This is a genomic window from Yersinia entomophaga, assembly GCF_001656035.1.
GTDB classification, from domain to species: Bacteria; Pseudomonadota; Gammaproteobacteria; order Enterobacterales; family Enterobacteriaceae; genus Yersinia; species Yersinia entomophaga.
Genome location: NZ_CP010029.1, coordinates 173,720 through 198,787, shown reverse-complemented (window position 1 = coordinate 198,787; position 25,068 = coordinate 173,720). Strand labels below are relative to the sequence as shown.

Here is a 25,068-nt window from a genome sequence, read left to right as displayed (position 1 = left end):
CACACTTTTACGCAGCCTGGTAGCTATAAATAATCGCCAGCAACGCTGTTTTTTGGCTCTCCGCCAGTACTTTTGGTGAGGTGATGGTGAAGGTCAGTAACTTGGTGCCACGCACCTGCATCACCACGCTTTGGTGCATTTCCCCTTCGGGGCTTTTCCAAAAATATTCCAGCAAACGAGCCGGTTGTTCGCTCAACGTGACGGTCGTAAGGCTGCGCTCTTTATAACCGGGCAGACTGGTTTGAAATTGCTCGATAACCTGCGCGTAGTAACTTTCGTTATCCAGCCCGACCGGAACCGCCATACGGCTTACCACTAAATTGATTCCGCTGTCGTCGGGGGCAATAAACACATTCATGGTTTCATCGCGCCAGTTGGCTGGAATGGCTAAAGTGCCTTCATTGATTAGGTAAGCAGGGTGAGTCATATAGTCGCTCCGTGGCTTATAATTATTTGGTGAAGAATGTTCGTTAATTGAGGTTTATCGGGTTGCCTTTCAGCGTAATACTGGCGCCCTCAATGGTGATATTGCCTGCATTATCCAAAGTAATACTGGCACCGGCGGTGCCGATCTGAATCCCCTCGGCCGAAGACTGAATCATGATGCTGCCGGTGACTTCCAGACTGCTACTACCCTGAACCATGATGCGGCGCTGCTTGGTGATAGAAGTCACTTCGTTACCCGCAACTTCTTTATGACGATCGTTACGCACAGAAATCACCTGATCGTGACCGACGCTTTCGGTGTGATCGTGAACCACGGTGGTCACCCGATCGTTAAGCACATTGGTCGTCATATCTTTCTGCGCATGCATAAACAGCCCTTCACTGTTTTTCTCATCTTCGAAACGCAGTTCGTTAAAACCGTCCCCTTTGTGGGTTTTGGATCGGAACGCCATTTGGGTTTTACTGCCCGGCAGGGTTCCCGGCGGGATGTTATTGGCGTGATAAGTGCGCCCCGTCACGATAGGCTGATCCGGATCGCCATGAAGGAAATCCACCACCACTTCCTGACCAATACGCGGAATGGCTAACATCCCCCAACCTTGTCCGGCCCACGGCTGCGTTACCCGAATCCAGCAGGAACTGTTATCGTTGGATTTGCCATAGCGATCCCACAAGAATTGCAGACGAATTCGCCCGTATTGATCGCAGTAAATCTCCTCTCCCGGCGGCCCTACTACCATGGCGATTTGCGGGCCATCAACTACCGGTTTTGGCAACGGCGTTGGCCGCCAGCTTTGACTGGCCGGAATAAAGCTAAAGCTGTTAAACAGCACCGTCCCCTGATCGCCAGATTCCTGTTCCAGTGCCTGCATCTGCTTGCCGTGATGCTGAATGCTGACCAACTGCCATTTACGATTGAGATCGGCCCGAGGGTGGCTAGTCAGGGTAAAGAGCTGACCCGGTTGCAGCCGGAAATCATTACTTTCTCCCTGCCCAAGGTTGGCATCATTACGCAGGGCCTCCAACCGATAGCGAGTGAAATCCTGCCCGTGCTGTTCGTCTTTAAAACGACCGGGAAAATCGAAGTGCTCGTAGTCTGGACGCTGATTTTCCAGCTCTCGTGCCTGTTCGTTGAATTCCGCCGCCCAGTTTGGATTTTTAAAGGTGTAATCCTTTAACTGCACGCTGGCAGTCCGCACCTGCGCGCTGCGTTTAAAAGTGTTGATGCTGAGTTCTTTGGCCTGCGCCGCTTTGGTCGGGTTGTAAGGCAAAACGGCTCCCGGCGGTAGAGAGCCGACATCATCGGCAAAAATCAGCGTGTTCTTACCGTTGGCGAATTCAAAGTAGTAAAACATCCCTTCTTCGGCGGTAAGTCTCTGAATAAAATGGAAATCAGACTCTTGATACTGCACGCAGAATTCGCGTTCTGGGTGCGGATTACGCAAAGCGAAGGCGAAGTCATTGATACCGTTCTCTTTCAGAAGCGAAGAAACGATGGTCTGAATGGATTGCTGCTGGAAAATACGGGAGTTATGACGTAGAGAAGTACGCCAAAAATCGGGGCGAATCACCATGCTGTAGCGCGTCTGACGAAAACCGGTATCGCCCTGTTCAAAGCTGGAGACCATACCGGTAATGCTGCGTTGCAGCTCGCCTTCACGCCAGATAAACAGGGTGGCCACTTCGTCTAGCACCGCGTCAAACGCAATGGCAGGATCGGCGCTGGCCAGACCAACGTGTAAAATAAAAGGTGATGACAATCCTTCGCTCAGGCTGAAATCCACCACCACGAAAGTCTGCTCCGGCAAACCACCGGCGGTTAGCGTAAATTGCAGCCCCGAAGGCTGTTTTATCCCGCCCAGTAAACCCGCTGCGCCGCTGAGGCCAGCTGCCGAGCCAGCCATCGCCGCCGCACGCCCGACGGTATTTTTGGCGCTATTCATCGCGCCGGTCGCTTGTGATGCTGCACCCTGTACGGTTTTCATCGCTTTAGATGCTGGGCCAGCAACGATATTTTGGGCAGTATCCAAAGCTCCGCTGGCGCTTCCACCGATATTTTTCGCCGCATCTACGCCTTTTGAGGCCATGCCCGCCATATTTTTCGCGGTATCCATCGCTTTCGAAGCCATACCGGAGGCATTTTTCGCGGTATCTACGGCTTTGCTAGCGGTTCCTGCCACTTTGGATACTTTCTCTGCCGCACGCCCCACGCTGCCACCGGCGACGCTGGCCACCATGCCAGCGCCGTCCGCCAGACCGGAAACGCCATCAACGGCTGCGGCTCCTAATGCATCGCTTGCGCCGGTTTTATCTTTTTTCTCATCACGACTAAACATGGTTATCCCTTCTCGTCGGCGTTAATGGGCTGGCTCAGTTTGAACCGTCAGTTGGTGGTAGCGGCTTAGTAAGGCATCGAAGCGGTCATCAATTTGTTTGATCAATACCGGCGAGACGCCTTTCTTCTGCTCCCGTTGCGCAGAGAACTGGCGCAATAGCTCTTCCAGCGGGATTTCGCTGTTAAGGTTGTTTTGAATGCGATAGAGCGCAGTTTTTAAATAAGAAATGGTCAGGCTGCCTTTCTGTTTTTCCTGCTCTAACAGTTTTTCAGAAAGCTGCTGAACGCCCATTTTGGCCTGATAGTAATGAGCGGAATCCTGATTGCTGCCCATTCTGGCTTGCAGTTGCTCCTGCCAGCGTTGGCTGACCCCGGTTTGCCGGGCATCTGCAGGCCATAGCTGCTGGGCGGTTTTCATTAGCGCATCTGGCCCACCTAACACTTCCAGCGGAGAACGTTTAGCCAGCCGATCCATTTGCTCGCCATAGGTCTCCAGCTCCGGCTGGTGTAGCCACAGTAAGGCTGAACCTTCAGGCTCAGCGGCCACAGCAGCCAGCTGTTGCGCCATTGGCCGCACTTGCATCAGATAGACCCCTGCGGCGATCAATAGCGAAAAACCGATGCCCAAATTGAAACCTCGCAGCGCCGACATACGCTTGGTCGGCACAAAGCGCACCTGCACTCGTGCATGTTCCAAATCGTCATGCTGTGGCTGGGGTGGCGCGGGTGGCACTTCCCGCGATGACGGGGCATCATCCGAAGCGGTCAGATACACCAACGGCGGCATTTGATAGGCCTGGATGGACGGCGCGGCGGCTTCAGTGGCTCGCTCCAGTTTTTTCGCGGTGTTTTGCATCAGATACAACATATTTTCGATGCGCGGCACTCGGCTCAGTTGCACCTGCTGCAGCTTATCGATCATGAGCTGCAAGGCACGTTCGGCGCGATAAATCAGTCGTAAATCTTCACTGCTGAACACCTGCTGACGCAACAAGTGACACAGTCGCGCGGTGAACCATTCCAGCATTTCAATACGTGCCAGCGGTTTTTCCGGCCACAAACGATCCCATTCGCTGACAATCAGGCTGGCCAACAGCTCGCAGCCTTCGGTGAAACCTGTCAGCCCATTCAGTTGAGTACGCGCCAGGGTGTAATACACGCCGGTTTGCAGATCGACGCCGTTACTGCGAAACAGCGTTAAGGCTAAAGACTCAATTAGCCGCCAATTAACCTGTGGCTGCGAGGGATGATTGGCTTTGTTAATTTCTTCACGGATCGCGGTGAATTCCGGCCATTGGCGCGGATCGCCACCGGTGCGGATAACCAATCCCTGTTTATTGTCGCTCACTAAAACTCTTCCTTAAAAAAAGCCCGACGACGCGCGTCGGGCATACTCATTAATAGAGCGTGTCCGGTAATTTGAATTTACTAAACAGTCCGCCAGCAAAGGGGTTATCCGACTCATCAACGGTAATGCGATAGGTCATATGGCCGCCGTCAACGTTAAAGCGCACATCGAAGGAATCTTCCCGTACATTGGTCAGTTCACCGGCGTTAATCAGCCGTAACTGTGCCCATGGGCCGCTAAAGGCGATGCTGCGCGGCGATTTACCAGAAGCGTCCGGCACCAGAGTGATTTTGCTTTCCACACCCGAGCGCATGGAGTTAGGCCACACCAAATGCACCTTACTGCTGCGGCCGTGGGCGTAATCCAGCAATTGCCCGTCTAGATTCAGCACGCTGCGCCGTTTATTGACCGCCAGCGCCACCGGTTCAATAGCGAACTGCGTGCCTAACCCGTTCTGGCTGCTAAAGAAAGTCTCACGAATTTTCTGCGCTACCTGTAACTGTTGCAGGACGTCATCACGGATCAGCAACTCGCCGTCGCTGCCGTTGGTCAGATTGTTTTCGACGAAAGGTTTGAGGTTTTGCTGATAGAAGTTGTCCAGCACACCTTTTGGCGCGAAGAAACGTTCAAACTCGCTCAGCGGCACATCCTGTGTCGATTCAGGATTAAACGGATAGCGGCCCGCCAGATAGGTGCGATACTGTTTCACTACCGTGTCGTTCCATTCCACTTCCAGCGATTGAATCGCTTCCATCATAACAACATGCCAGGCTTGCTCCGCCAGATCGCCCACCCAACGATTCAGCGGCTCTGGGAGGTTTTTGGCCAATTGCTGTACTTCAAAAATCGGGTCGCTGTTATTTTGATCCAACCGAAGCTGAACCGCTTTCAACGCCGCTTTCCCCGGTACCGGCGAGTTCTGAATCGCCAGCATGTAGCGATGCAAATCCGTCAGTTTTTGATAGACGCTTTGCAACGTACTGCCTTTATCACCGTGTTCAATCAGCGCAGCAGTTTCCGGCGCAAACTCGCGGTTAATCCGCGACATCAGGCGGTAATCCGGCTGTTCCAGCAGATCTTTGGCATCAGCTTCGCCGCTGGCGGCAGGTAATTGCGTGTTGTTGCTCAGGGTTTGTAGCGCTCGACGGATCGGCTGTTCACCGCTGATCACTTGCTCAATGGCAGCGATCGCCTGTGGCAGATCCTCAAACTGACGGATCTCCAGGTTGTTGATCGCCGCACGCCATGCGGCGGTGTAATCGCCCAGATACTGCTCGGTAATCTGCCGCTGAATTTCTTTGCGATCGGTATCGCTGTATTCCACGTTTTTCGACAAACTCAAAACCCAGCTATCCATACTGGTCAGATCGATCAACTGGTCATTTTGCTTTACGAAGTAGCTTTGCAAGCCCTGACGCGTCAGGAACTGCGGTACCATCAGCAGATCTTCGTTATTGGCTACAAAAATGCCATCGAAGCTGGCACCGATTTGATCGCGTAGATTCAACGCAGGCGGTAAAACATCCTGCCCTTTGATACGTAGGTTTTGGTACACCCGCTGATACAGAGACAGTTTACTGAGTTCCTGCTGCGCGGCTTTTACCGCCGGAACATATGGCGCGAAATTCTGAATCGACTGCACATCGCCGTTATCCCGGCTGCGTTTCCAGTCGGTATGCTCCAACGCGTAATCCAGATGATCCATCAGCTGATTTTGCAGATTACGCTGGCCGTTAAACTTCTCGCTCCAGCGGTTACGCATATACTGCTCCACCAGCCCTTTATTACGACCGCTGCCGTCTTCCAACATGCGCATCACGCGCAGGATTTCCAGTTTCTGCTCACTGCCCGCCGGCGCAGCTTTTAGCTGAACCAATAACCCGCTCATCAGCGATGGCAAGAAGCGCTGCTCCAACAATTGCAGATAGGTATTTTCGACGTAAGGCCCAATTTTGCTGCCTTGATACAACCCCAGATCCGCTAACAGGCTATTGCGCTCATGGTAGTTACCGTAGGCCAGTGTTGCCTGCCGAATCGGGTCAAGCAGCGGTAACTGTAGGTTGCCATATTGGTCTTCACCTTGCGGAGGCGGAATTTCCAAGAAGGTTTTAGCCTGAGTCAACACCACTTGTCCGGCCCGATAGTTACTTTGATAATACTGATGCCAACCGAATAGCAACCCGACAATCGCCACCGCTCCGCAGGCGCTGAATACCATCATGCGGCGACGAGAATTGCGCAGCCATTGGCGACTTTCACCGGCCAGATTTGGCTCGGCCAGCAGGACATTATTAAATAATCCTTTGGCGAAATAAGAAGAAGTGTCACCCACCGGCCAGGTCGGGAATGCCTGCGGCCCAAGGTGATACTGCACCGCCGCCGATTGGGTAAACAGGTCGTCCATTTGTCCACGCTGCTGAGCCGAGGTCAGATAAACCCCGCGGAGCAGCGCCGGTTTGCTATCGCCGCTAAACAGCATACGATCGAGCATTTGCAGCACGTAATCATGCAAACCGTGAATCTGACGGGTAAAACTGAATAGCTGCGGGCGCTGATCGCTATCCACACCGTTAAACATCATCTCCGGCATGGCGTTGTTTAGTTGTGCCATCCACTGTTGCCAGAATTGATTCAACTCGCTGCGCCAGTGATCTTCATCCTGCGTATTCAGAGTGAAAGTCACGCCTAAAATCGCTTCGCGCTGGGTTTTATCCAACGACTGATACATCGCCTCAAAGCCGTACAGCAAATCCAGCTTGGTCAGCACCAAATAGACTGGAATCTGGCTGTGCAGCGTCATTTGCACATCGTGCAGACGCTGGCGCATATGGTCGATATAACTTTCCCGCCGATCTTTATTGGCGGTCAGCAACTGATAAACATCGACTGTAACGATGATGCCGTTGAGCGGTTGACGCTTACGGTTATGTTGCAGCCAGCCCAGCAGTTCCTGCCACAAGCGAGAATAAAGCTGAGGTTTGCCTTCCTCTCCTTGATCCGGTTGCTCGATAAGCTTTCCGGTCGGATCGACAACCACCGCTTTTTCACCGGCCCAGCAGCGCACCTGTAGCTGTGCGGCGTCATCGCCTTTACTGGCGTCGGGGCTGTAGATTTCCGTCAGTTTATAACCTTCCCGCAGCAGCGTAGTTTTACCGCTCTGTTCGGTACCCAACATCAGATACCACGGCAGCTGATACAAATAGCGTGGCGTGTTGAGATAGCGCTGTAGCTGCTGCAACCAGCGAGACAGATAACCGTTCTGCCGATCCAAATCGATTTGCACCGGATCTTCTTCCCGCTGCTGTTGATCCAGTTGGAGTTTTTCTAATTCTTGCAGCCGTCGCGTAACTCGCCACGTCAGCCAGCACACCGCAACCAATACCAGCACAGCCGTCACCAGCCAACGACTCAGCTGTGATTCTAGCGGATGCTGTTCCCCCATTTGCCACAGTGGCCCCCACAGCCAAATCACTACCAAAGCGATGCACCAGAGCAGCCCCAGCAATATCGGTATTGAAGACTTAAAACGCGGAATAATGGGCTTCAATAAACGTAAAAATGAAGGCATCTTTGGCATTTTGGGTATTGAAGGCATTTTCATTGATTAACATTCCTGTGTCGCATCGTGGCTGTCATGAGTTCTGCCGCCGCTGTTTTTCTGATAACCCGGCAAAGAGCGAAGGCTCCCACTCCGGTAATGACAACTGTTTCCCTGCCAAATAAAGGCTCTGATACTGCTGTTGCGCCATTGCCGCCAGCCCGGCCTTTTCCAATAATTGCGCACTAAGCAACTGGCTATAGAAACGATCCCGAGGTTCAGTTTGTTGCTGTTGCTGTTGATCAACCGCAGCCAGAGCCGCTTCCAATCCCTGTTGCTCATAGCACTGCCAGATATCATTCTGATCCTCACGGGCGCTACCGGTAGTTACCGTCGTTTCCTGCGGTTGCAACCAAGCGGCGGTTTCCACAGAGAGAAACGGGGTTTTATCGGTAAAGCTCAGTTCCCGCAGGGCAGGCAGGCGAGCCAGGAAAGCGCGAAGCTCGCTTTGAATCGCCTGCGCCACCAGCGGATAACCCAAACGTTCAGCCACCTGCGCCGACAGAAAATGCCCGTCCAGCCAATAAGGAGCCAGCGTCAGGCTTTGCTCGATTTGCTGCCACAGCGCTAAATCGGCTGCCGGTAACGCAGCCTGATAGCTGGCGGTGCGATCCGCTGAAACGGCGGCCAGCGGCGTGCGGCCATCGCTCTGAGACTGAGGCGGCGTGGTGATAGTGCTAAAGACCGCGTGGCGTCGGAGTCGGTAGCCGCTGTCGCTGTCCGGATGGCGTTCACACAGCAAATCCGCCACTTTCAGCAGCGTTTGCCGCCACGCACGATCGCTGGAACTGTCCACCGTGACGCTGGCAATCGGCGCTTCCGTAACCGGCGCATCGACAGAAGAAACCGGCGCGCTGCCGCTGGATAAAGACGGGCTGCTGGTCTGCGGTGTATCCGCAACCTGAGGTTCTGGCTGATAGCGATAGGGGAAACTCAGCTCATCCACTTCTTTCGCCAATTGAGGCTCACTTTCGTGCCAACACTGTGCCAGTCGCGCCAGTTGCCCTAAAGCTTCCAGCCGTTGTTCACCGGTGGCTCGTTGGCTAAAAAGACTGGCTGCGGCGTCGAAACGTTTAACGATCTGCTGTGCCAAACGGCGTTTATGCAAACCATTGTGCGGCCAGGCTTCGGCCCAAAAATGGCTGACGTAATCACAAAGCAATTGCATCGCCAGCAAGATATTCTGCGGTTCGCCACCGTGCTGCAAAGTACGCAACAGGTGGGTCAGTAAGCGCATGTCTTTGCTTTCTTCGGACAGCAGCGTCATCGCCTGCTGCTGCAATTCAGCAATATTCAGACTGGCGTGGGTAAGCGAACCCAGCTTCACCATTTCGCCGTCGATAAACTCCCAGCGCGGGTTATCGTCTTTGAGCGCCAGCGCTGCGCGCCCGTCGGCTAACGGGGCTAGCAGCAAATTCCGCCAGGGATGTTGGGCGATAGCATTCATATCAACTTCACCAATGACAAGCGCTGCGCAGTGGCTTGATCGCCTCTGCCAGCGAGGAAATGTTGAAGGTCAGCCGCACTGCCGCCCCTTGTTTTGAGCTGATGGCCAAGGTTTCTCCATCCAGCAGTCGTTTGATTTCATCAATACCGGCCAGCCCGCGACTGGCTTCCAGCAGGAAACCCTCTTCGCGAACAAACCATTCGGTATCGAATTTAGTGCGGTCGGTAACAAAGGTGAGCGCGCCTTCGCCTTCCTTTTGCGGCGCAACCAGTGCCACCTGCATGCGGGTGATGTTATCGATACAGCTAAACATCAGAACCGGACGCGGAGGCGGCATTCCTATCGCCGGCGTGGTGATAATCACGGTCGGATTGTTGCCAGCGGACTGGCGGGTCAGAAAAGCCAGGGAATGTGCCTCCCGCCCTTTTTCCTGCACCATGGCACGACGCCAACCCGGCCCCATCATTCGGTCATCGGTTACGCCAACCGGACTGCTGGCCTGATCGTAACAAGCTAGTCGAACCAAGGGAGACGGCTCATTGCGACACTGAGTCAGCGCCGATAACTGAGGTGATTGTTGGGTAACGGTAGGTACATCTTCTGCAGCCATCAGACTGTGGCTGCAAGCCAATATCAATGTGGCTGTTAATATCAACTTTTTCATAACTGAAACCGATACTTAGCCAACTTATAGGCGAGCGTGCGTGGTGCCATATTCAGGCTGGCGGCGATGCGTTTTTTATCCGTGCCGTACATGCGCTGACGCTGACGCAAAATGGTGCATTCAAACTCTTCCACCGCTTCGGTCAGATCGTCTATTTTGCTGTAATCGTTAGATAAACCTGCCGGAGACAGGTTGTTATCCGATGTGCTGAGGGAGACCAGCAACTCATCCAGCTGCTTTTGTCGTTGCTGCTGCGCTTTGAATACTTCGCGAATCTGTCGCAGTTGCGCTCGCTGCTGTTCCAGTTCCTGCAATTTATTCAAACGATGCTGGAAAATATGGCAGTAAATGCTAAACATGCCGTTGGCGAGGGTGTAGTGCTCAATGTTTTCGGCAAATACCGCCACCACGCCGCAGGCCTGACCGTTGCAGTTGAACAACGGCAGCGCGTACAAACCACAGGCGCTGGGCAGTTCTTGCACAAAACCGCGAAAATCGGCGTTTTCGATACGCACACCGCGCTGTAAGGAATCCCACACTGCGGGGACGCCGTTACGTAAAACCTGTACCAGCGGATGGTTGATTTCATCAATTTGAACGTCGAGTTTCAGCGTCGCGCGCTCGTCCTGCCGAGGTAGGCTGTAACAATCGAGACGACTTTCATTGACGTTCAGCATGGTAACCAGCAAAGCATCAAAACGTTGCCGACGATGATTAACCTGCAAAAAGTGGTGTATCAGTTGCTCAATGGTGTCGTTATCCAATAGCGCCAATACGCTTTTTAGCCGCTGTTTCATACCTTGTCCTCTACCTCTGCAACAAAGCTGTGTCCGTCTACTGCGATACGAATAAAGCCAATGTCACTTCCCGCCGCCATTTTTTGCAGTAATAACAAAGAGACCGGCGGTAGCAGGACGCCATCAATAATGGACTCCAACATGCGCGCACCGTTTTCGGCGCGAGTGGTCCGCAGCAAGATTTCTTCCGTAACCGCATCGTCAATCACGACTTCGGCGTTAAATCGTTGACGCAACAAGTTATCCAACCGCTGCAATTTACTGGCAATAATCGCCAGCAGGGTTTCACGTCCCAGCGGCAAATACGGAATCACTTCCATACGCGCCAGCAGCGCCGGTTTAAAGAAAGCAGCCAGTTCGGGATACAGCAGATCGTTGATGGAATCCGCATCAGCGACGTTATCGACGATGGTTTGATAGCCGAGATTGGAAGTCAGGAAGAACACCACGTTTTTGCAATCAATAATCCGCCCTTCGCCGTCGGCCAGCTCACCTTTATCGAAAGCCTGATAGAACAGATTGAGAACGTCTGGATGCGCTTTTTCCACTTCATCCAGCAACACAACCGAATAAGGTTTCTGACGAATGGCTTCGGTCAATACGCCGCCTTCGCCATAGCCCACGTAGCCTGGAGGAGAACCAATCAGGCGGGATACGGTGTGTTTTTCCTGAAACTCAGACATATTGATGGTGGTCAGATAACGCTGGCCACCGAACAATAAGTCTGAAATTTGCAGTACGGTTTCGGTTTTACCTACCCCACTTGGCCCAACCAACAGGAAAGCGCCCAGAGGACGGCCGGGGCGGCGTAAATCGGCGCGAGCGGTCAACAAATGACGATGCAAATAAGCAATGGCGGTATCCTGCCCTTTGATCTGCTTTTCCAGATAAAGTGGCAGCTCAGTCACAACCGCCAGCTCACTTTGGGACAAACGATTCAGCGGCACGCCGGTCCATTCGGCAATCACCGCCGCAACCTGGGATTTGCTGACATGAGGAGAAACCAGCGACTGCACCTGTTGCAATGAATCCAGTTCATGACCCAAACGCACTAATTCCGCTCGTTCATCGGCGGTAATATCGTCTTGTTCCAGTAGAATGCTGCGCAGTGCAACAATTTGCTCAACCAACTGTTGCTGCTGCTGCCAGCTTGCCATCAGCGCCAATCGACGGGCGTCAATCTCTTCCCGCTGAGTCAGTAACGTTGCCAGGCGTTCACTATCGTCACTCAGCCCAATATGCAGCTCGCGCTCCAGCATCTGGATTTCCATAGCTAGCTGGTGCAATTCAGTCTGTAAAGCCGAAACCTCTCGCGGCGCACTGGTCAAATTGATCGCTACGCGGGCACAGGCTGTATCCAGCACATCAATGGCCTTATCCGGTAACTGGCGGCCAGATAAATAACGATCGCTGAGCGTAGAAGCCGCCTGTAGCGCTTCGTCGTCAATCAGTACGCCGTGGGCTTTTTCATAAATGGTGCGTAAACCGCGCAGAATCACGGTGGCCTCGGCGGCGCTCGGTTCGGAAACTTTAACCAGCTGAAAACGGCGAGACAGCGCGGCATCTTTCTCAAAATACTTTTTGTATTCGCTCCAGGTCGTAGCGGCGATGGTTTTCAATTCACCGCGCGCTAGCGCCGGTTTCAGCAGGTTGGAAATATCCAGACCACCTTGCTGATTACCTGCGCCAATCAAGGTATGGGCTTCATCAATAAACAGAATAATGGGCGTTTCAGACTGCCTAACTTCCGCCATAATGCCTTTGAAGCGTTTCTCAAACTCCCCTTTCACCGCCGCGCCCGCTTGCAGCGCGCCCAGATCCAGCGTCATCAATTCCGCACTCAACAATTTTTGCGGCACTTGCTCGGCCACAATTCGCAGCGCCAGTCCTTCGATCAACGCGCTTTTCCCTACGCCGGCTTCCCCTACCACAATCGGGTTGTTTTTGCGGCGACGGCACAGAATATCGATCATCAGATCGATTTCTTCATCGCGACACAGCACCGGATCAAGCTTGCCGCTGCGCGCCTGTTCGGTCATGTTGCTGGCGTAACGGGCTAACAAACTTTCACCGTTAGGTTGAACGGCAGAGGTTTGGCCTGCCGCAAGAGAAACAACCTGAGTTTCTGCGGAATCCGTCGTCCACTGACTAAAGTTTTGCCTTAATAACTCGCGGTTTACCGGAGCCAATAATTGAGCGGCACGTGCGGAAAGATAGCGCGCCGGGCTCATCAGCAAAGTCATCAGCATGACCCCGCTGCGCATTTCGCCGTGATCCATTTCCGTGGAGGACAGCAGCCAGCTATCCTGCAACCACTCGATCAATAGCGGTGAAAAGCTTGGGTAAGACTGAGTCACTACCTGATGACTGGGAACGCGGGTGTCCAACTGTTCCCTCAAGCTATCTTGGTCGATTTCAGCTTTATTGATAATTAAACGCACATCACTCAACGGCGTATTCAGCAATTGCAGCAACACCTGAGAAACCGTAATTTCGATTTCCTGCTCGCTGACACAGTGGGCGGCGGCCGTTTCCAGCGCATGTTTCGCGATGGGATTGAGGCGATTAACTAATGTGGGTAAATCTATGCGGATCATTTGGCCTTCCTTAGCTCAATAAGTTGTTTAGCTGCTGCAAGATATCTTGGGTTTGATCGTGTAAACGAATCAGATAAAACCCGTAGACCAGCGCTAACAGCCCTAATCCGCCCCACAGTAAATGTTTGATAGTTAAGCGCTTGCTTAACCGATAACGGCCGGAAGACTCTCCGGCGTTGAGGTGTAATACCGTCGGCGGCGCATCGCCGCGCATTTCATGCAATTGGTGATGTAACCGTCTGAATAAACGTTCAAATTCATCCCCCTGCGGCGCACTGACCTTATAGCGCCCTCGGTAGCCAAGACAGAAACACAGATAGATGAATTCCAACAAATCCTTGTAACGCTGCGGTTCGCCCATCAGGCGTTCCAGCAACACATAGATTTTTTCTCCCCCCCAGGTTTCGTTGTGAAACTGCACCAACAGCGATTGCTGTAACCAACCGTTTTGACTATTCCAGCCGTGTCCCAAAGCGGTTTCATCGATGAAGGTACACAGCATGTAGCGGAAAGAGACAATGGCACCCGGCTCATAGCCTTTGGTCTGTAAAAACTGTTCGATGGCGCGAATATCCGTCACCACCTGCTGATAAAGCTGCTCCGGCAACGCCTGATTAGCCATATTTTTCAGGCGCATCACCATACCCAGCAGTGGCGTAGCGGCATCTACCATCGGGTTCAAACTTTCGCCGCGCAGCTCCAATTGGTACTGGCGAGTCGTCGGCGCGGCTTCCGGCTCATCAAATAATGACGCAATATTCGGTGCGATTTCGCTCATGGTTAGCTGCTCCTGATCGCCCAGAACTGCATATCCAGCTCTGGGAAGTCGCCGGATACGTGGAACGCAATGGCATTACTTTGCTGAATGTCTTTCCAGGCCTGACTTTGCTGATCCAGCATGAAATAGGTGTATCCAGAATGGTAAGGCAACTGACGCGGCGCAGCAGATAACGCCACCAGCGGCACGCCCGGAAGCTGGACGCTGACCAGATCGCGGATTTTTTCCAGGGAAGTGATTTTAGTTTGCTGAATAAACTGGCGACGCAGTTGTTCCTGTGGAATCTGTGCCCGAATAGCCAACACGAAATCGGCGCTACGCAGCAGATCGCGGTCGTTAATCGTTGCCACCCGAATGCCGTGAGCCTGCACCATCAGTTGAATTGATATGGCGCGCGGCGTCAGAACGGTACTGAGCGCCTGACGCATCGCCAACATCAGCGGAACAAAACTGTCCGTCAGATTATCGTGGTTATACACCGGGAAAATACCGGCCAGACGCGACTCATCGGTAAAGGTTCTCAGCTCGCCGCAGGTTTGCACCAATTGGCAGTAGAACTCTTGCGGATGTAACGTGGAGAGATAGGCACTGTGGGTGAACAATGGCTGCACGCGGTTAAACAATTGCAGCATCATAAATTCGGCCACGTCCGCAATCCCTTGCTGGCCGGGGGAACCGATACGCTTAGCCAATAGTTTGGCGCGTTCTACCAGCGTTCCCTCAACTTCATCCATAAAGCGTTTGAGTTCAGGAGAAACCGAAATCGAAGTGCAGGTTGGAATAAACTCCGCGTCTAAAACAATGGCTCCGTCTGGACGCCTTTCCTTGATGCGACACAGCGGCAAAACGGTAAAAGCGCTGAGATCTTCGGAACCTTGCATCAAACGTGGCGCTAACTGCGCTAATGCCAGGTCGCTCACATCGCCGCCCTGAGTATGCAAGTCTCGCACGCTATCGCTGCGCTCTTGATATCGAACAGCGCCTACTCCGCTGCTTTGCGCGTTGGCCACTTCGTTTATTGCGTCGTTTTGCATCGGCAACGCCAGATAAATATCACGACTGGCGGCGTCATTCAGATTGTTCACATCCAAAGGTTTTGGGGTGTGATCCTGATTCGGAATATCAAATACCGAGCCGTCCGGCAGCGTACCGCTGGCTGAAGTAATGCCCACGCGCCCCAGTTTTAATAATTCGTGATTCAATACTAACGACCGAAATCCGTAGCCATAGTCCATTAATGAAGATAAAAGACTGTGCAACACATAGTCGTTATGGCGCTGTTGCTGCTGGAAATGCTGCGGCTTGATAAATAGCCCTTCTCGCCAAATCACGCGATTCTTGGTTGGCATCGCTATTCTTCCTCTTTCCTGAGATCAATTTCGTTCGCCCGAACATGCACTAACACCTGGTAGTTGTGCCCAACGCCGTCGATACGAATAATTTTTTTCCATTCGGCTTTTTCCGCGTCGGTGTAATGACCGACAACGCCGAGATAACGGTTCTCTGCTTTCAACTTAATCGGCGGCAAAGGTTTGTACTGACCGGGCAACAGGGTGTAGTCCTGATGGTCGATGTAGTTTTTGCCCAACACTTTTTCTAATTCTTCGCTGGTTAGCTGATCGTCATCGGCGGCCAATAATTTGGAATCTTCGCTCAGATAAATCACCTGAATCTCCAGCGGCGCAGCTTCGCCACTGTCATTGGGGTTAATATCCGCTTCGGCCAGCAGAGTGATTTGCACCGTTGAAGGCTGATCGTCCTTCACACCCACGGGAATACTGGGATCCCACATCACCTGACCAACTTTTTTCGTCGCTTCCCAAGTGCTACTGCATCCCGGCAATAACAGAACCAGCAACAACACGGCCAGTGAATGACTCGCGATGCGTGTCATTGCGCGCTCTCCTGCAATCCCTGACGTAAGGCGCGGTCATAAGATTGCGCATAAACTTCCCAAAACAGTTTCTCAAAGCCTTGCTGACGGCTGGAGGCCAATTCCTGGTAATAGCTGTTGTACATCTCCCACGCCCAGGCGGCGTCCATTTCCTGCCGTTCATTGCTGCGACGATAATGCGCAAAACGCGCCAGCAAATGCTGCGGTGAAAACGCGTCCAGCATGGTTGCCAACGCCGCTCCAATTGCCGCCTGATTAGCCTGATGGTGTAAACGGACATTATTCAGGCTCTCCGCCACCGCCGCCGGTGCGGCCAGATGCACCGGGCTTTTCTGATCGGCAAACAGCACATTCATCGTGGTGTCGTAATCCAGATTCAGCCGTAGCGGGTTATCCTCAATCGGACGCAAATGTTTATCCGATAATCCGTGCTGCACCTGCTGTAACGCCAATAAGCCGTCGATGGCCGCTTTCATTGTTTTGCCGATTTCCTCCAGAAAATCATGGGCTTCCTGGCTATTATTAATCGGCAATTGCGCATCAATGCCACGCATCAGCGGGGTCATAGCGACGTGCTGTTGCTCACGCATTTCCAACGTTTCTGATTGATCAATGGCGGTAAGGCGGTTGATATGAGGCAGGTCGATAAATTCCTGATCCATGGCACTGTCCTTGGCGGTATCTGATAGCGGTGAAGAAAACAGAGGGCTGCTGTAGCGATCCTGCTGTAGGGATTGACTGGCATCGGGGTCGGTCGCGGGCGACTGCGTTAACGTCGTCAGGCTCTCACTTTGTAAAATACGCAGCGGATCCTGACTAAAGTCGTTGGAAACAGTCGCGGCCAGATTACCCTGATAAGGCGCTTCTGCACCGCGCGGCGGTTCGCCTCCTTCCATCATCGCCTCCAGCGGATTGCTATAGCTGGAAACCAATGATTCAGGAGATAACGTCAGCGGATCTTGCCGATCGGCCAGCGTATGACCGATGTGACAGCTCATGGCTAACATGCCAACGTTAATTTTGTCCCCCGCCTGTAGGCGGATAAAACCAGCATCGCGGGTTAAGCTGGCCTGATTAACCATGACCGGTTGCCCCAAAACGCGCAGGCAGAACGCGCCATCCTGCCATTCCACGGCAAACTGAGCGCCATCAACCGAGGACATTTGATCCTGAATCGACCACAAATTGCTGCTGCCACTGCCGACTCGGCCCCCCTGAATATCGAACAGGCAGCTGGCCGCTTTACCACTTTCCAATTTGTCGCTGTTTAGCACCCGCAGTGTGAGGGTTGGCTGTTGTTTTTCCATTTTCTCTATTCCTGAATGCGGGTTGTCATTCCATGACGCAGATGGTTACGTCGGGTTTCTCTTCCGGATCGCCTAAAAAACTGGTCCAACCGAGTAAATTATTTTGGTCTGCCCCAAGTACCATGCCACTGACCTGCTTGCTGGCGAGCCCGAGACGCAAATCCCACGCGAACTGATCGCGCATCACGAACGAAACAAACATCACTAATGGCTGATAGTTTTCGCCGTTAGGTAAAAAGGAAAGGAAGCGCTCGCGAGATAAATTGTTGATGCAAAGCATGAACTTGCCGCTGCGATCCGCGACGCGAGAACCGATAGTGAAATTGCTGCCCAGCACTGATTTTTCCAGATACTTTTTGCCGCGAATCTTCTCCCGTCCGCCCAAGCGATTTTGCTGAGACGGGTCGATATTGACCTGACGCAATTGCCAGCTGTGCAGTTCTACATCGGGTAAATCGAAACAGTGGGAAACCAGCCCGCAGATAACCTCCGGCGAACGCCCCGGACTGGCCAGCAAACCGGCGTAAGCCAGCATTTTGCTGTGATTAATTTGAAGTTTGTTGCGAATAACCTCACTACCCAGCCCCACCAGCGCAAACATGCGTTGAGAGAAATCATCCACACCGCCGTCTTCGAAACAGATGTGATAGCGGTATTTCCGCCACACCTGATGTAATAAAGTGATCAGGCGATGATTGAATACATTAAGGAAATCCGTCAGGCGGTTTTCATTCTGTGCATCTTCCCAGGCCAGTGAATCCAGGTAATAACCGGGCATCGGCGACTGACTGCCGTGCAAACCGAGAAAGGACACTTCCAACTGATATTGACCGCGCTCCGACTTTTCCAGCGCCACCACATCCCGCGTTGGGAAAGCCAGGCTGGCGCTGGATCTGAAGCGAATACTCTCGCCCGCCGGGTAGGCTACCGCCTCCCCCTGCGAGGATAGTTTTTTACCCGAGAGCTGATTAAGCAGTTCTACCAGCTGAAAAAAGTTATAGCGGGAGACGTCTAGAGACTCGTCTCCGGGCACTACATCAACGCATGTTGACCTATCTGAACCGGCCATTCATAACATTCCTGATTATCGGTATTGACCACTTTCAAAATGTGAAAGGCATTGACGCTGGCATAGAGTGAGAAAAAGTGAGCCAGAATGGTGCTGAACAAATACAGCTCGCCTTCGGAGTTAAAGGCGCTTTGCGCCAGATACAGCGTGGATTGCAGCCCGCGTACCGGCACACCAGCAAACAGACGGTCCACCGGTTTGGTATCGATTCGCTGAATAGCATCCAGTTTTTTCTGCGAAACCCGTGCTGCTTGGCGGTTGTTCATACTGGGTAAATCGTAGGTGCGCAGAATCTGCTTCAGCGCATCTTTCTCCAGCAGAGACATATAGTTAAGAGACATATTTGACAGCAAAGACCAATGCAGGCTGCCGTCCAGTACCGGATAAAGCGGCACAGAAGGCCGGGTAATATTGCGGAATGAAGCAAATGACGGGTTATCTTTGGTCGGCTGATTGATATCCCCCACCCGCAGTAGCATCGGCAACTCACGGTTGGTACAGGTCATGCTGACGGAAACATTTTCTTCGGCGTGTAAAAGCTGAGATTCGTCTCCGCGAACAAAGGCGATGTAATGTTCGAACCCTTTGCGGAATAAGGATTTTTTCACTCGTAGGTGGTAATAAAGAGCATGGCGTTCACCCACATGCTCGATTTGGTGATCGAAGCTTTCAAACGGCGTGTAGTTTCGCGCTCTTCCGCGGGAGCGCCCTTTGCCGTCGCCCTTCTCACTTAGCCAGCTATCCACTTTATCGATGGAGAAAATATCGTAGCGATCGGGATGGTGATAACTGGCACGCAGCGGGTATTCGGCCTGAGTGCCATCCAGCGCAATGGCTTCACTATCATGCTGGAACAGGTTCACCGCCGGCGTACAGTGCATACGGAAGGTCGTTGGCCGCACCTTGACATCAGGCGGCAACGCCTGAGAAAAATGCAGATTAAGCGTAAATTCGCTGGCTTTCAGATGCCCCGGCAAATCCGGAATACCGCAAACATCAAAGAACAGAAAACCTTCCTGAAAACAGAAGTATTCCTGCAAAATTCGGTAGCCCATATAGGCATTTTTTGGGTACGGCAGCAGCGCATCCTGACGATCAAAACCCACCGGAACAAAGTCAAAATCCGGCATCGGGATAGTAATATCGTTAACCACCAGCTCCGCGCGCTCAAAATAGTGGCTGATCCACAGGTAGATTTGCGTACTGGTATAAGCTTCTTCGCCTAAATAGAAACGCAGCTTATTCAACTGTAAGTGTTGGAAATTTAGCTCGTTTTTAGCCTGGAAATTAATGCCAATAATGCCTTGCTCGTTACTATTGTTCACCGTGATATCGCGAATCGCCATCGGGAACAACCAGATGTCGCGACACAAAGTAAACACGCATTGCGCCCCAGATTTCGGGGAAGTGCTGACAAAATCCTCATCGGCAATCGGATTGCTGAGAATCTGCGTGCCACGTTTGACCAACGCCGCCTCGGTCACCACATTCTCATCAGGGGTGTATTCGATAATGGTCATGCTAGGCGTGGGCCGTAAATAGTTCGGCCACAGCATATTCAGCAAACCGTGGGTCAACTCAGGGAACTGATCGTCGATCTTAGCCCGTAAGTTCCCGGTCAGGAAGGCAAAACCCTCTAATAACCGTTCGACATCAGGGTCCGAACCCTGCTCAGATAAAAAGGTCGCCAGATGCGGTCTTTCAACGGCGGCATCTCGTCCCAGCTGTCTGAGATAGTCCAGTTCATCTCTGAAATATTTTTCGAACGACATTATAAATCCTGATCAAAACGGTAGTGCCGGTTGTTATCCAACTGAATATTGAACTCCACCAGATCGCCGATGTTGTCAAAGCTCACCTGCGCGCTGATACGGAAATTCAACAGCAGCGGATCGCCATCATTGGTTTCTGCATGCACGGATACGGATGAGATACGGGGTTCGTAACTCTCAATACAGTTTTTGATGGCGTGCTCAATGCTGCGCCGAAAATCCGTTGCCGTTGAGGTAGCATCATTGAGATCAATAACGCCTAGCTCTACCGAACTCTGGCAACCACCGGGGCGGGCATTGAGGACTTTGTTCAAATGTCCTTTTATTGAGACCAGCAAATCGTCTGCCCGCGCACGACGGGAAAGGCCGGAGCCTTCCCCCTGTATACGCTCAAACAAGCTGGAGGAGCTTCCTCGCTCCCAACTTAACAGCGCTGCCATGTCGGATTATTCCTTATCCAGACGGCCTACCAATGACAGCTCAAAACTTGCCCCCATATACTTGAAGTGAGGGCGCACTGACATCGCAACCTGATACCAGCCTGGATCCCCTTCAACATCCAAGACCTGGATTTGAGCGGAACGCAGCGGGCGACGGCTACGAACATCAGTCGGTGGGTTTTCCTGATCGGCGATGTACTGTTTCAACCAGATATTCAGTTCACGCTCCAGATCCTGACGCTCTTTCCATGACCCTATCTGCTCGCGCTGAAGCACTTTAATGTAGTGCGCCAAGCGGTTGATAATGAACATGTATGGCAATTGGGTCCCCAACTTGTAGTTGGTTTCTGCCATTTTTCCTTCGCGGGTATTTGGATAGTTCTTTGGTTTCTGCACTGAGTTAGCAGAGAAGAACGCGGCGTTATCGCTGCCTTTACGCATGGTTAGCGTAATAAAACCTTCTTCTGCCAGTTCAAATTCCCGGCGATCGGTAATCAGAATTTCGGTAGGAATTTTTGCCTGAATCTGACCCATTGCTTCGTACAGATGCACTGGCAAATCTTTCACTGCGCCGCCGCTTTGTGGGCCGATAATATTCGGACACCAGCGATATTTGGCAAAGCTATCTGTCAGGCAAGATGCCAGCAAATAAGCGGTGTTGCCCCACAGGAAATGCTCGTGATTTTTACTGACATCTTCGTGGTAGTTGAAGTTTTTAATCGGGTTTTCAACGGTTGAATACGGCAGACGCAGCAGGAAACGCGGTGTTGTCAGGCCAAGATAGCGAGAGTCTTCGGACTCACGCAGCGCACGCCATTTGGTGTGAGCCGGGCCTTCAAATACGGATTTCAGATCTTTAATACCCGGCAGCTCGGTAAAACTACTTACACCGAAGAAATCGGGAGCCACAGACGACAGGAATGGCGCATGAGCCATAGCGCCCACGGCACTGACGTACTGCAACAGCTTCATATCAGGGGAAGAATTGCTGAACGCATAGTTACCGATTACCGCAGCGGTAGGTTCCCCACCGAACTGACCATAACCTGAAGAGTAAACATGCTTATAGAAACCGGATTGAACAATCTCTGGTGAAAATTCAAAATCTTCCAGCAACTCATCTTTGGTCGCATGCATAATATTGATTTTGATGTTTTCACGGAAATCAGTGCGATCCACCAACAGTTTCAGCGCGCGCCACGAGGCTTCCAGCTCACGGAATGCTTCTGCGTGAAGAATTTCATCCATTTGAGCGCTGAGTTTCTTATCCAGCTCAACGATCATTTTATCCACTAACAGCTTATTGATTGGCTCTTCATTAACGCCGGTATCAAGAATACTGGAGATAAATGCCGCCACGCCCTGTTTCGCAATATCATAACCGTCGTTTTCCGGTGCCATGCGTGCTTGAGACATAATCTCATCAAGCAAGGAAGTGGTACTCGCTGCCGGTGCAAGCGTGGCTGCGTTCTCTTCATGTACAGACATACTTAAAATTCCTTGTATCCAGACCAATTACTTTTGGTTAAGTATTTCCAGCTCTTTCAGAAGCTGTTCACGGACGCTTTGATTAGAAAGCAAGTCTTGCAGACGTGAACGGAATGCAGGGATGTTTCCAAGCGGGCCTTTTAACGCCACTAATGCTTCACGCAGTTCTAATAACTTATTCAGTTCAGGAACTTTCTTGGCCACATTATCCGGCGAGAAATCGCTAAGTGAATTAATAGGCAATGTCACCGGCATATCTTCTTCGCCGTTACCATCTAAACGATTCGGAACGTTAAAAGTAAGATTAATCCCAGCTTCATTCATTACGGAATTGAAGTTATTTTTGTTAATAGAAACAACCTGCCGTTCTTCAATTGGCGTATCTTCTCTAACCCCTTTCAGATCGCCGACTACCATCAGATTTAACGGTAATTCAACTTCCGCAACCTGGTCACCGGTATTCGGGACATATTTAATGTTGATCCTTTCCTTAGGAGCGACACTACTCGAATTATCCTTACTCATATCCACATTACCTTTCGGTTATAAATCCAAGAATTATCCTAAGAATTTAAGAAATAACTTATTTTTCTCAAGATGAGTCAATGCGACGCACAGGAATACTTAACCAAAATTTTCTTGGATATTCCTTAATCTCAGCGCTGATCGGGTCAGGCAGGTTATTTCCACATGATGCAAAAATTAATTAAATGATTGGGAAAAAATGCATCTCCAAGGGATTTTCCCTTATTTCACCGCAAAAAGTCCATAGAAAAAATAACTAGGTAACTATCCATCATTATTTATTTGAAGTTCGTCTCAATACACACATGATCAAATATTTTTTTAAATTTAATTTACAAAAAACATCAATAACAATGAGTTGTAAATTATTTATTTTTTTGAATAAATAAGTTCGCACAAAATTAGATCTAAAAAAATAGACCATAAAGATGATTATTCTGATTTTGCAATTATTTTAATTTTTTAAACTAATGGTGTTTTTACTAATTAACTATCCTCATTGTGAGGTTTGGAGATTTGCTTTTGGCTGATTATAGTGGCGTCGACGATAAGGTCTTGCTCTGTGTATACAATGCAATAACCGGCACCTGGAATATTCAATTACAGGTTATTAGCGTCATTTAGGGTTCAATACCAACTCACTTTTATAGGATATTCTCAATGCCAACTCCATGCTATATCTCCATTACCGGTAAGACACAAGGCAACATTACAGCAGGTTCATTCACTGCTGAATCTGTTGGTAATATATTTGTACAGGGTCATGAAGATGAAATGCTGGTACAGGAATTTGAACACGTTGTTACCGTGCCTACAGATCCACAATCTGGACAGCCGTCCGGTCAACGTGCTCATAAACCATTCCGTTTTACAGTTGCATTAAACAAGGCTGTTCCTTTGCTTTATAACGCACTGGCTTCAGGTGAAATGTTGCCTAAAGTAGAATTAAAATGGTACCGCACTTCTGTGGAAGGTAAACAAGAGCACTTCTTCACAACTGAATTAGAAGATGCCACTATTATTGATATCGATTGCAAAATGCCACATTGCCAAGACAGCACTAAAACCGAGTTTACTCAATTAGTGCGCGTATCTCTGTCATATCGTAAAATCAACTGGGAACACACTACCGCTGGCACTTCAGGTGCTGACGACTGGCGTGCGCCAATCGAAGCTTAATATATATTTAAGTTTCAATGCAGGACGGAAGTTGCTTTCGTCCTGCAACGTAGCCGATCTCCCCAACGCCTCAGCTTTAACCGTCTTTTCCTCCCTAGAATTCATGCTTTAAACCTCTTCTAATAAAAATCTTATCCAATACAATGGAATTATGCATGTGTACCCGTAGACGATCGTTTATACCGGACAATTTCAAGGCGTAAAAAAACCCACAACAAAGTGTGGGTTAAGATCCTCGAGCAACATTTAGCGGAAAGGTGAATCGAGCGGTACTTCCGCATCAGGCTCATGGGTTATCCGGTTTCTTAAATCACGGCGGATCATTTCAATAGCCCAGAACCAGAAAATATGCCCAACTAATTCTGAGAGATATTCATCAAAAGGTAGACCTGATAGCGGTGGAGTTAATCCCAATAGAGGGAAACTAATCCAGTGCACGGCAACCGTTGCAATAATACCCGCCATTACCCCCTGCCATAATTTAACTTTAGGAAAGACTTCGGCGACCAAACAATAACCGATCGCAAAAACCAGAGAGAAAATGATATGAGTTACATGCACCGGATTAATGATGTGCTCAGAGAAATGATAGACAGCCTGAGTTGGGTCAATACCGAGATAATCTCTCAGAAATAAATAAGGGGGATTAAATTCGTCTCGTCCGCCGGAGAATGTACGAGGTGGCAACGGGACCTCTGCGCCCCACTTTACAAAAGCTGACATTATGCCAGCAATAATACCAACAAAGAAAGCGACACCATATCGACGTCTTGAAGGCGTGGTCATAACAAAAAAGTCTTTAATTTTCATATAACACCCTGCGTTAAATTGATAACACAAAGATGATATTTTTGGTGTTCCAAGTATTTGATCTCGATCGCGTTTTTATTTATTTGTAAAGAAACCTAAAGATTTTCTAATTATAAGATATACCATTATTAAAACTCATTCGCATTACCATAGTGAGCAATCCCCACACTTCATCCCATTATTTAAGCGCTAAATATGCCCCCCAACACCGCAACTGAAATTGATGTGTTGGGGCGAGGCTGGAGCCTGTTCTGGGAGAGTGAACTGCGGCAGGTGGAAGACGGTGTTCTGTGGCGTAACACCTATGGCGACTTCATTCCCTTCCCGGATATGCCCGCAGCCACCAGACGCTCTGCCCTGACCAGCAGTGCTGGCTCACGCATCATGAGGAGTTAGTACATTTCTAGGATTATCTGATGAGAACACTGAACGAATCAGGGTTCAAAGTGATTGGGGGTAACAACAATCAGACGCTACCCCATGAGCCATGCTTCAGGCATTGCTGGTAAAAAAGGTTCTGTAGCATTAACAGAGCAGAGTCAGCAAAAGTTGCGCTGCCGATATTTTAGGCTG

General features: G+C 50.8%; 20 protein-coding genes. 2 read left to right on the top strand and 18 right to left on the bottom strand.

Going from position 1 to position 25,068, the window contains the following annotated elements; all coding sequences use genetic code 11:
• Positions 1–7: 7 nt before the first annotated feature.
• From PL78_RS00995 to tssB, 17 genes are all read right to left on the bottom strand, one after another.
• Positions 8–427 (bottom strand): DUF1795 domain-containing protein, encoded by a 420-nt coding sequence (locus tag PL78_RS00995; protein WP_064512400.1) that lies wholly within the window; start codon positions 425–427, stop codon positions 8–10.
• Positions 428–470: 43 nt separating this feature from the next.
• On the bottom strand, positions 471–2,351 hold the full coding sequence (locus tag PL78_RS00990) for a type VI secretion system Vgr family protein (protein WP_064518188.1): 1,881 nt from the start codon (positions 2,349–2,351) through the stop codon (positions 471–473).
• Between the two features lie 453 nt (positions 2,352–2,804).
• On the bottom strand, positions 2,805–4,130 hold the full coding sequence (locus tag PL78_RS00985; protein WP_064512398.1) for a VasL domain-containing protein: 1,326 nt from the start codon (positions 4,128–4,130) through the stop codon (positions 2,805–2,807).
• Between the two features lie 49 nt (positions 4,131–4,179).
• Positions 4,180–7,731 (bottom strand): type VI secretion system membrane subunit TssM, encoded by a 3,552-nt coding sequence (gene tssM / locus PL78_RS00980; RefSeq protein WP_064512396.1) that lies wholly within the window; start codon positions 7,729–7,731, stop codon positions 4,180–4,182.
• Between the two features lie 31 nt (positions 7,732–7,762).
• Positions 7,763–9,175, bottom strand: a complete 1,413-nt coding sequence (gene tssA, locus PL78_RS00975) for a type VI secretion system protein TssA (protein WP_064512394.1) — start codon at positions 9,173–9,175, stop codon at positions 7,763–7,765.
• A 7-nt stretch (positions 9,176–9,182) separates the two neighbouring features.
• Positions 9,183–9,839 carry a type VI secretion system-associated protein VasI gene (vasI, locus tag PL78_RS00970; RefSeq protein ID WP_064512393.1) on the bottom strand — a complete coding sequence of 219 codons (657 nt, stop codon included), beginning with the start codon at positions 9,837–9,839 and terminating at the stop codon, positions 9,183–9,185.
• On the bottom strand, positions 9,836–10,636 hold the full coding sequence (locus tag PL78_RS00965) for a hypothetical protein (RefSeq protein WP_064512391.1): 801 nt from the start codon (positions 10,634–10,636) through the stop codon (positions 9,836–9,838). The genes vasI and PL78_RS00965 overlap by 4 nt, the downstream gene beginning before the upstream one ends.
• Positions 10,633–13,233: a type VI secretion system ATPase TssH gene (gene tssH, locus PL78_RS00960; protein ID WP_064512388.1), complete on the bottom strand. Its 2,601-nt coding sequence runs from the start codon at positions 13,231–13,233 to the stop codon at positions 10,633–10,635. Before tssH ends, PL78_RS00965 begins: the two co-directional genes overlap by 4 nt.
• Before the next feature lie 10 nt (positions 13,234–13,243).
• Positions 13,244–14,011 carry a type IVB secretion system protein IcmH/DotU gene (gene icmH / locus PL78_RS00955; protein ID WP_084414261.1) on the bottom strand — a complete coding sequence of 256 codons (768 nt, stop codon included), beginning with the start codon at positions 14,009–14,011 and terminating at the stop codon, positions 13,244–13,246.
• 2 nt (positions 14,012–14,013) lie between these two features.
• Positions 14,014–15,360: a type VI secretion system baseplate subunit TssK gene (gene tssK, locus PL78_RS00950; protein WP_064512386.1), complete on the bottom strand. Its 1,347-nt coding sequence runs from the start codon at positions 15,358–15,360 to the stop codon at positions 14,014–14,016.
• Between the two features lie 2 nt (positions 15,361–15,362).
• Positions 15,363–15,905, bottom strand: a complete 543-nt coding sequence (tssJ, locus tag PL78_RS00945) for a type VI secretion system lipoprotein TssJ (RefSeq protein WP_064512384.1) — start codon at positions 15,903–15,905, stop codon at positions 15,363–15,365.
• Positions 15,902–17,212, bottom strand: a complete 1,311-nt coding sequence (gene tagH / locus PL78_RS00940) for a type VI secretion system-associated FHA domain protein TagH (RefSeq protein ID WP_064512382.1) — start codon at positions 17,210–17,212, stop codon at positions 15,902–15,904. The genes tssJ and tagH overlap by 4 nt, the downstream gene beginning before the upstream one ends.
• A gap of 25 nt (positions 17,213–17,237) precedes the next feature.
• Positions 17,238–18,281, bottom strand: a complete 1,044-nt coding sequence (gene tssG / locus PL78_RS00935; RefSeq protein ID WP_049602054.1) for a type VI secretion system baseplate subunit TssG — start codon at positions 18,279–18,281, stop codon at positions 17,238–17,240.
• Positions 18,245–20,053: a type VI secretion system baseplate subunit TssF gene (tssF, locus tag PL78_RS00930; RefSeq protein ID WP_064512380.1), complete on the bottom strand. Its 1,809-nt coding sequence runs from the start codon at positions 20,051–20,053 to the stop codon at positions 18,245–18,247. The genes tssG and tssF overlap by 37 nt, the downstream gene beginning before the upstream one ends.
• On the bottom strand, positions 20,053–20,493 hold the full coding sequence (tssE, locus tag PL78_RS00925) for a type VI secretion system baseplate subunit TssE (RefSeq protein ID WP_064512378.1): 441 nt from the start codon (positions 20,491–20,493) through the stop codon (positions 20,053–20,055). Before tssE ends, tssF begins: the two co-directional genes overlap by 1 nt.
• Positions 20,494–20,499: 6 nt before the next feature.
• The gene (gene tssC, locus PL78_RS00920; RefSeq protein WP_049602045.1) at positions 20,500–21,981 is read right to left on the bottom strand and encodes a type VI secretion system contractile sheath large subunit; all 1,482 of its coding nucleotides are present in this window, start codon (positions 21,979–21,981) and stop codon (positions 20,500–20,502) included.
• A gap of 27 nt (positions 21,982–22,008) precedes the next feature.
• Entirely contained in the window at positions 22,009–22,506 is a 498-nt protein-coding gene (gene tssB / locus PL78_RS00915) for a type VI secretion system contractile sheath small subunit (protein WP_064512376.1), read from the bottom strand.
• A 660-nt stretch (positions 22,507–23,166) separates the two neighbouring features.
• Between tssB and PL78_RS00910 the strand changes: the two genes are divergently transcribed.
• Positions 23,167–23,685: an Hcp family type VI secretion system effector gene (locus PL78_RS00910; RefSeq protein ID WP_049602039.1), complete on the top strand. Its 519-nt coding sequence runs from the start codon at positions 23,167–23,169 to the stop codon at positions 23,683–23,685.
• Positions 23,686–23,931: 246 nt separating this feature from the next.
• On the opposite strand, the gene PL78_RS00905 is transcribed toward PL78_RS00910, so the two are convergent.
• Entirely contained in the window at positions 23,932–24,495 is a 564-nt protein-coding gene (locus tag PL78_RS00905) for a YagU family protein (RefSeq protein ID WP_064512375.1), read from the bottom strand.
• Between the two features lie 195 nt (positions 24,496–24,690).
• Here PL78_RS00905 and PL78_RS20090 point away from each other — a divergent pair, with 195 nt between their 5' ends.
• Positions 24,691–24,891 carry a hypothetical protein gene (locus PL78_RS20090; protein ID WP_128821910.1) on the top strand — a complete coding sequence of 67 codons (201 nt, stop codon included), beginning with the start codon at positions 24,691–24,693 and terminating at the stop codon, positions 24,889–24,891.
• The last annotated feature ends 177 nt before the right edge of the window (positions 24,892–25,068 follow it).

Coding starts and splice junctions, on each gene's coding strand:
- tssK (WP_064512386.1), bottom strand. CDS start 15,360: ATGCCAACCAAGAATCGCGTGATTTGGCGAGAAGGGCTATTTATCAAG.
- tssE (WP_064512378.1), bottom strand. CDS start 20,493: ATGGCAGCGCTGTTAAGTTGGGAGCGAGGAAGCTCCTCCAGCTTGTTT.
- PL78_RS00965 (WP_064512391.1), bottom strand. CDS start 10,636: ATGAAACAGCGGCTAAAAAGCGTATTGGCGCTATTGGATAACGACACC.
- tssB (WP_064512376.1), bottom strand. CDS start 22,506: ATGAGTAAGGATAATTCGAGTAGTGTCGCTCCTAAGGAAAGGATCAAC.
- PL78_RS00990 (WP_064518188.1), bottom strand. CDS start 2,351: ATGGCTGGCTCGGCAGCTGGCCTCAGCGGCGCAGCGGGTTTACTGGGC.
- tssH (WP_064512388.1), bottom strand. CDS start 13,233: ATGATCCGCATAGATTTACCCACATTAGTTAATCGCCTCAATCCCATC.
- PL78_RS00995 (WP_064512400.1), bottom strand. CDS start 427: ATGACTCACCCTGCTTACCTAATCAATGAAGGCACTTTAGCCATTCCA.
- tssA (WP_064512394.1), bottom strand. CDS start 9,175: ATGAATGCTATCGCCCAACATCCCTGGCGGAATTTGCTGCTAGCCCCG.
- tssC (WP_049602045.1), bottom strand. CDS start 21,981: ATGTCTGTACATGAAGAGAACGCAGCCACGCTTGCACCGGCAGCGAGT.
- tagH (WP_064512382.1), bottom strand. CDS start 17,212: ATGGAAAAACAACAGCCAACCCTCACACTGCGGGTGCTAAACAGCGAC.
- vasI (WP_064512393.1), bottom strand. CDS start 9,839: ATGAAAAAGTTGATATTAACAGCCACATTGATATTGGCTTGCAGCCAC.
- icmH (WP_084414261.1), bottom strand. CDS start 14,011: ATGAGCGAAATCGCACCGAATATTGCGTCATTATTTGATGAGCCGGAA.
- tssM (WP_064512396.1), bottom strand. CDS start 7,731: ATGAAAATGCCTTCAATACCCAAAATGCCAAAGATGCCTTCATTTTTA.
- PL78_RS00910 (WP_049602039.1), top strand. CDS start 23,167: ATGCCAACTCCATGCTATATCTCCATTACCGGTAAGACACAAGGCAAC.
- PL78_RS20090 (WP_128821910.1), top strand. CDS start 24,691: ATGCCCCCCAACACCGCAACTGAAATTGATGTGTTGGGGCGAGGCTGG.
- tssG (WP_049602054.1), bottom strand. CDS start 18,281: ATGGCCGGTTCAGATAGGTCAACATGCGTTGATGTAGTGCCCGGAGAC.
- tssJ (WP_064512384.1), bottom strand. CDS start 15,905: ATGACACGCATCGCGAGTCATTCACTGGCCGTGTTGTTGCTGGTTCTG.
- tssF (WP_064512380.1), bottom strand. CDS start 20,053: ATGTCGTTCGAAAAATATTTCAGAGATGAACTGGACTATCTCAGACAG.
- PL78_RS00905 (WP_064512375.1), bottom strand. CDS start 24,495: ATGAAAATTAAAGACTTTTTTGTTATGACCACGCCTTCAAGACGTCGA.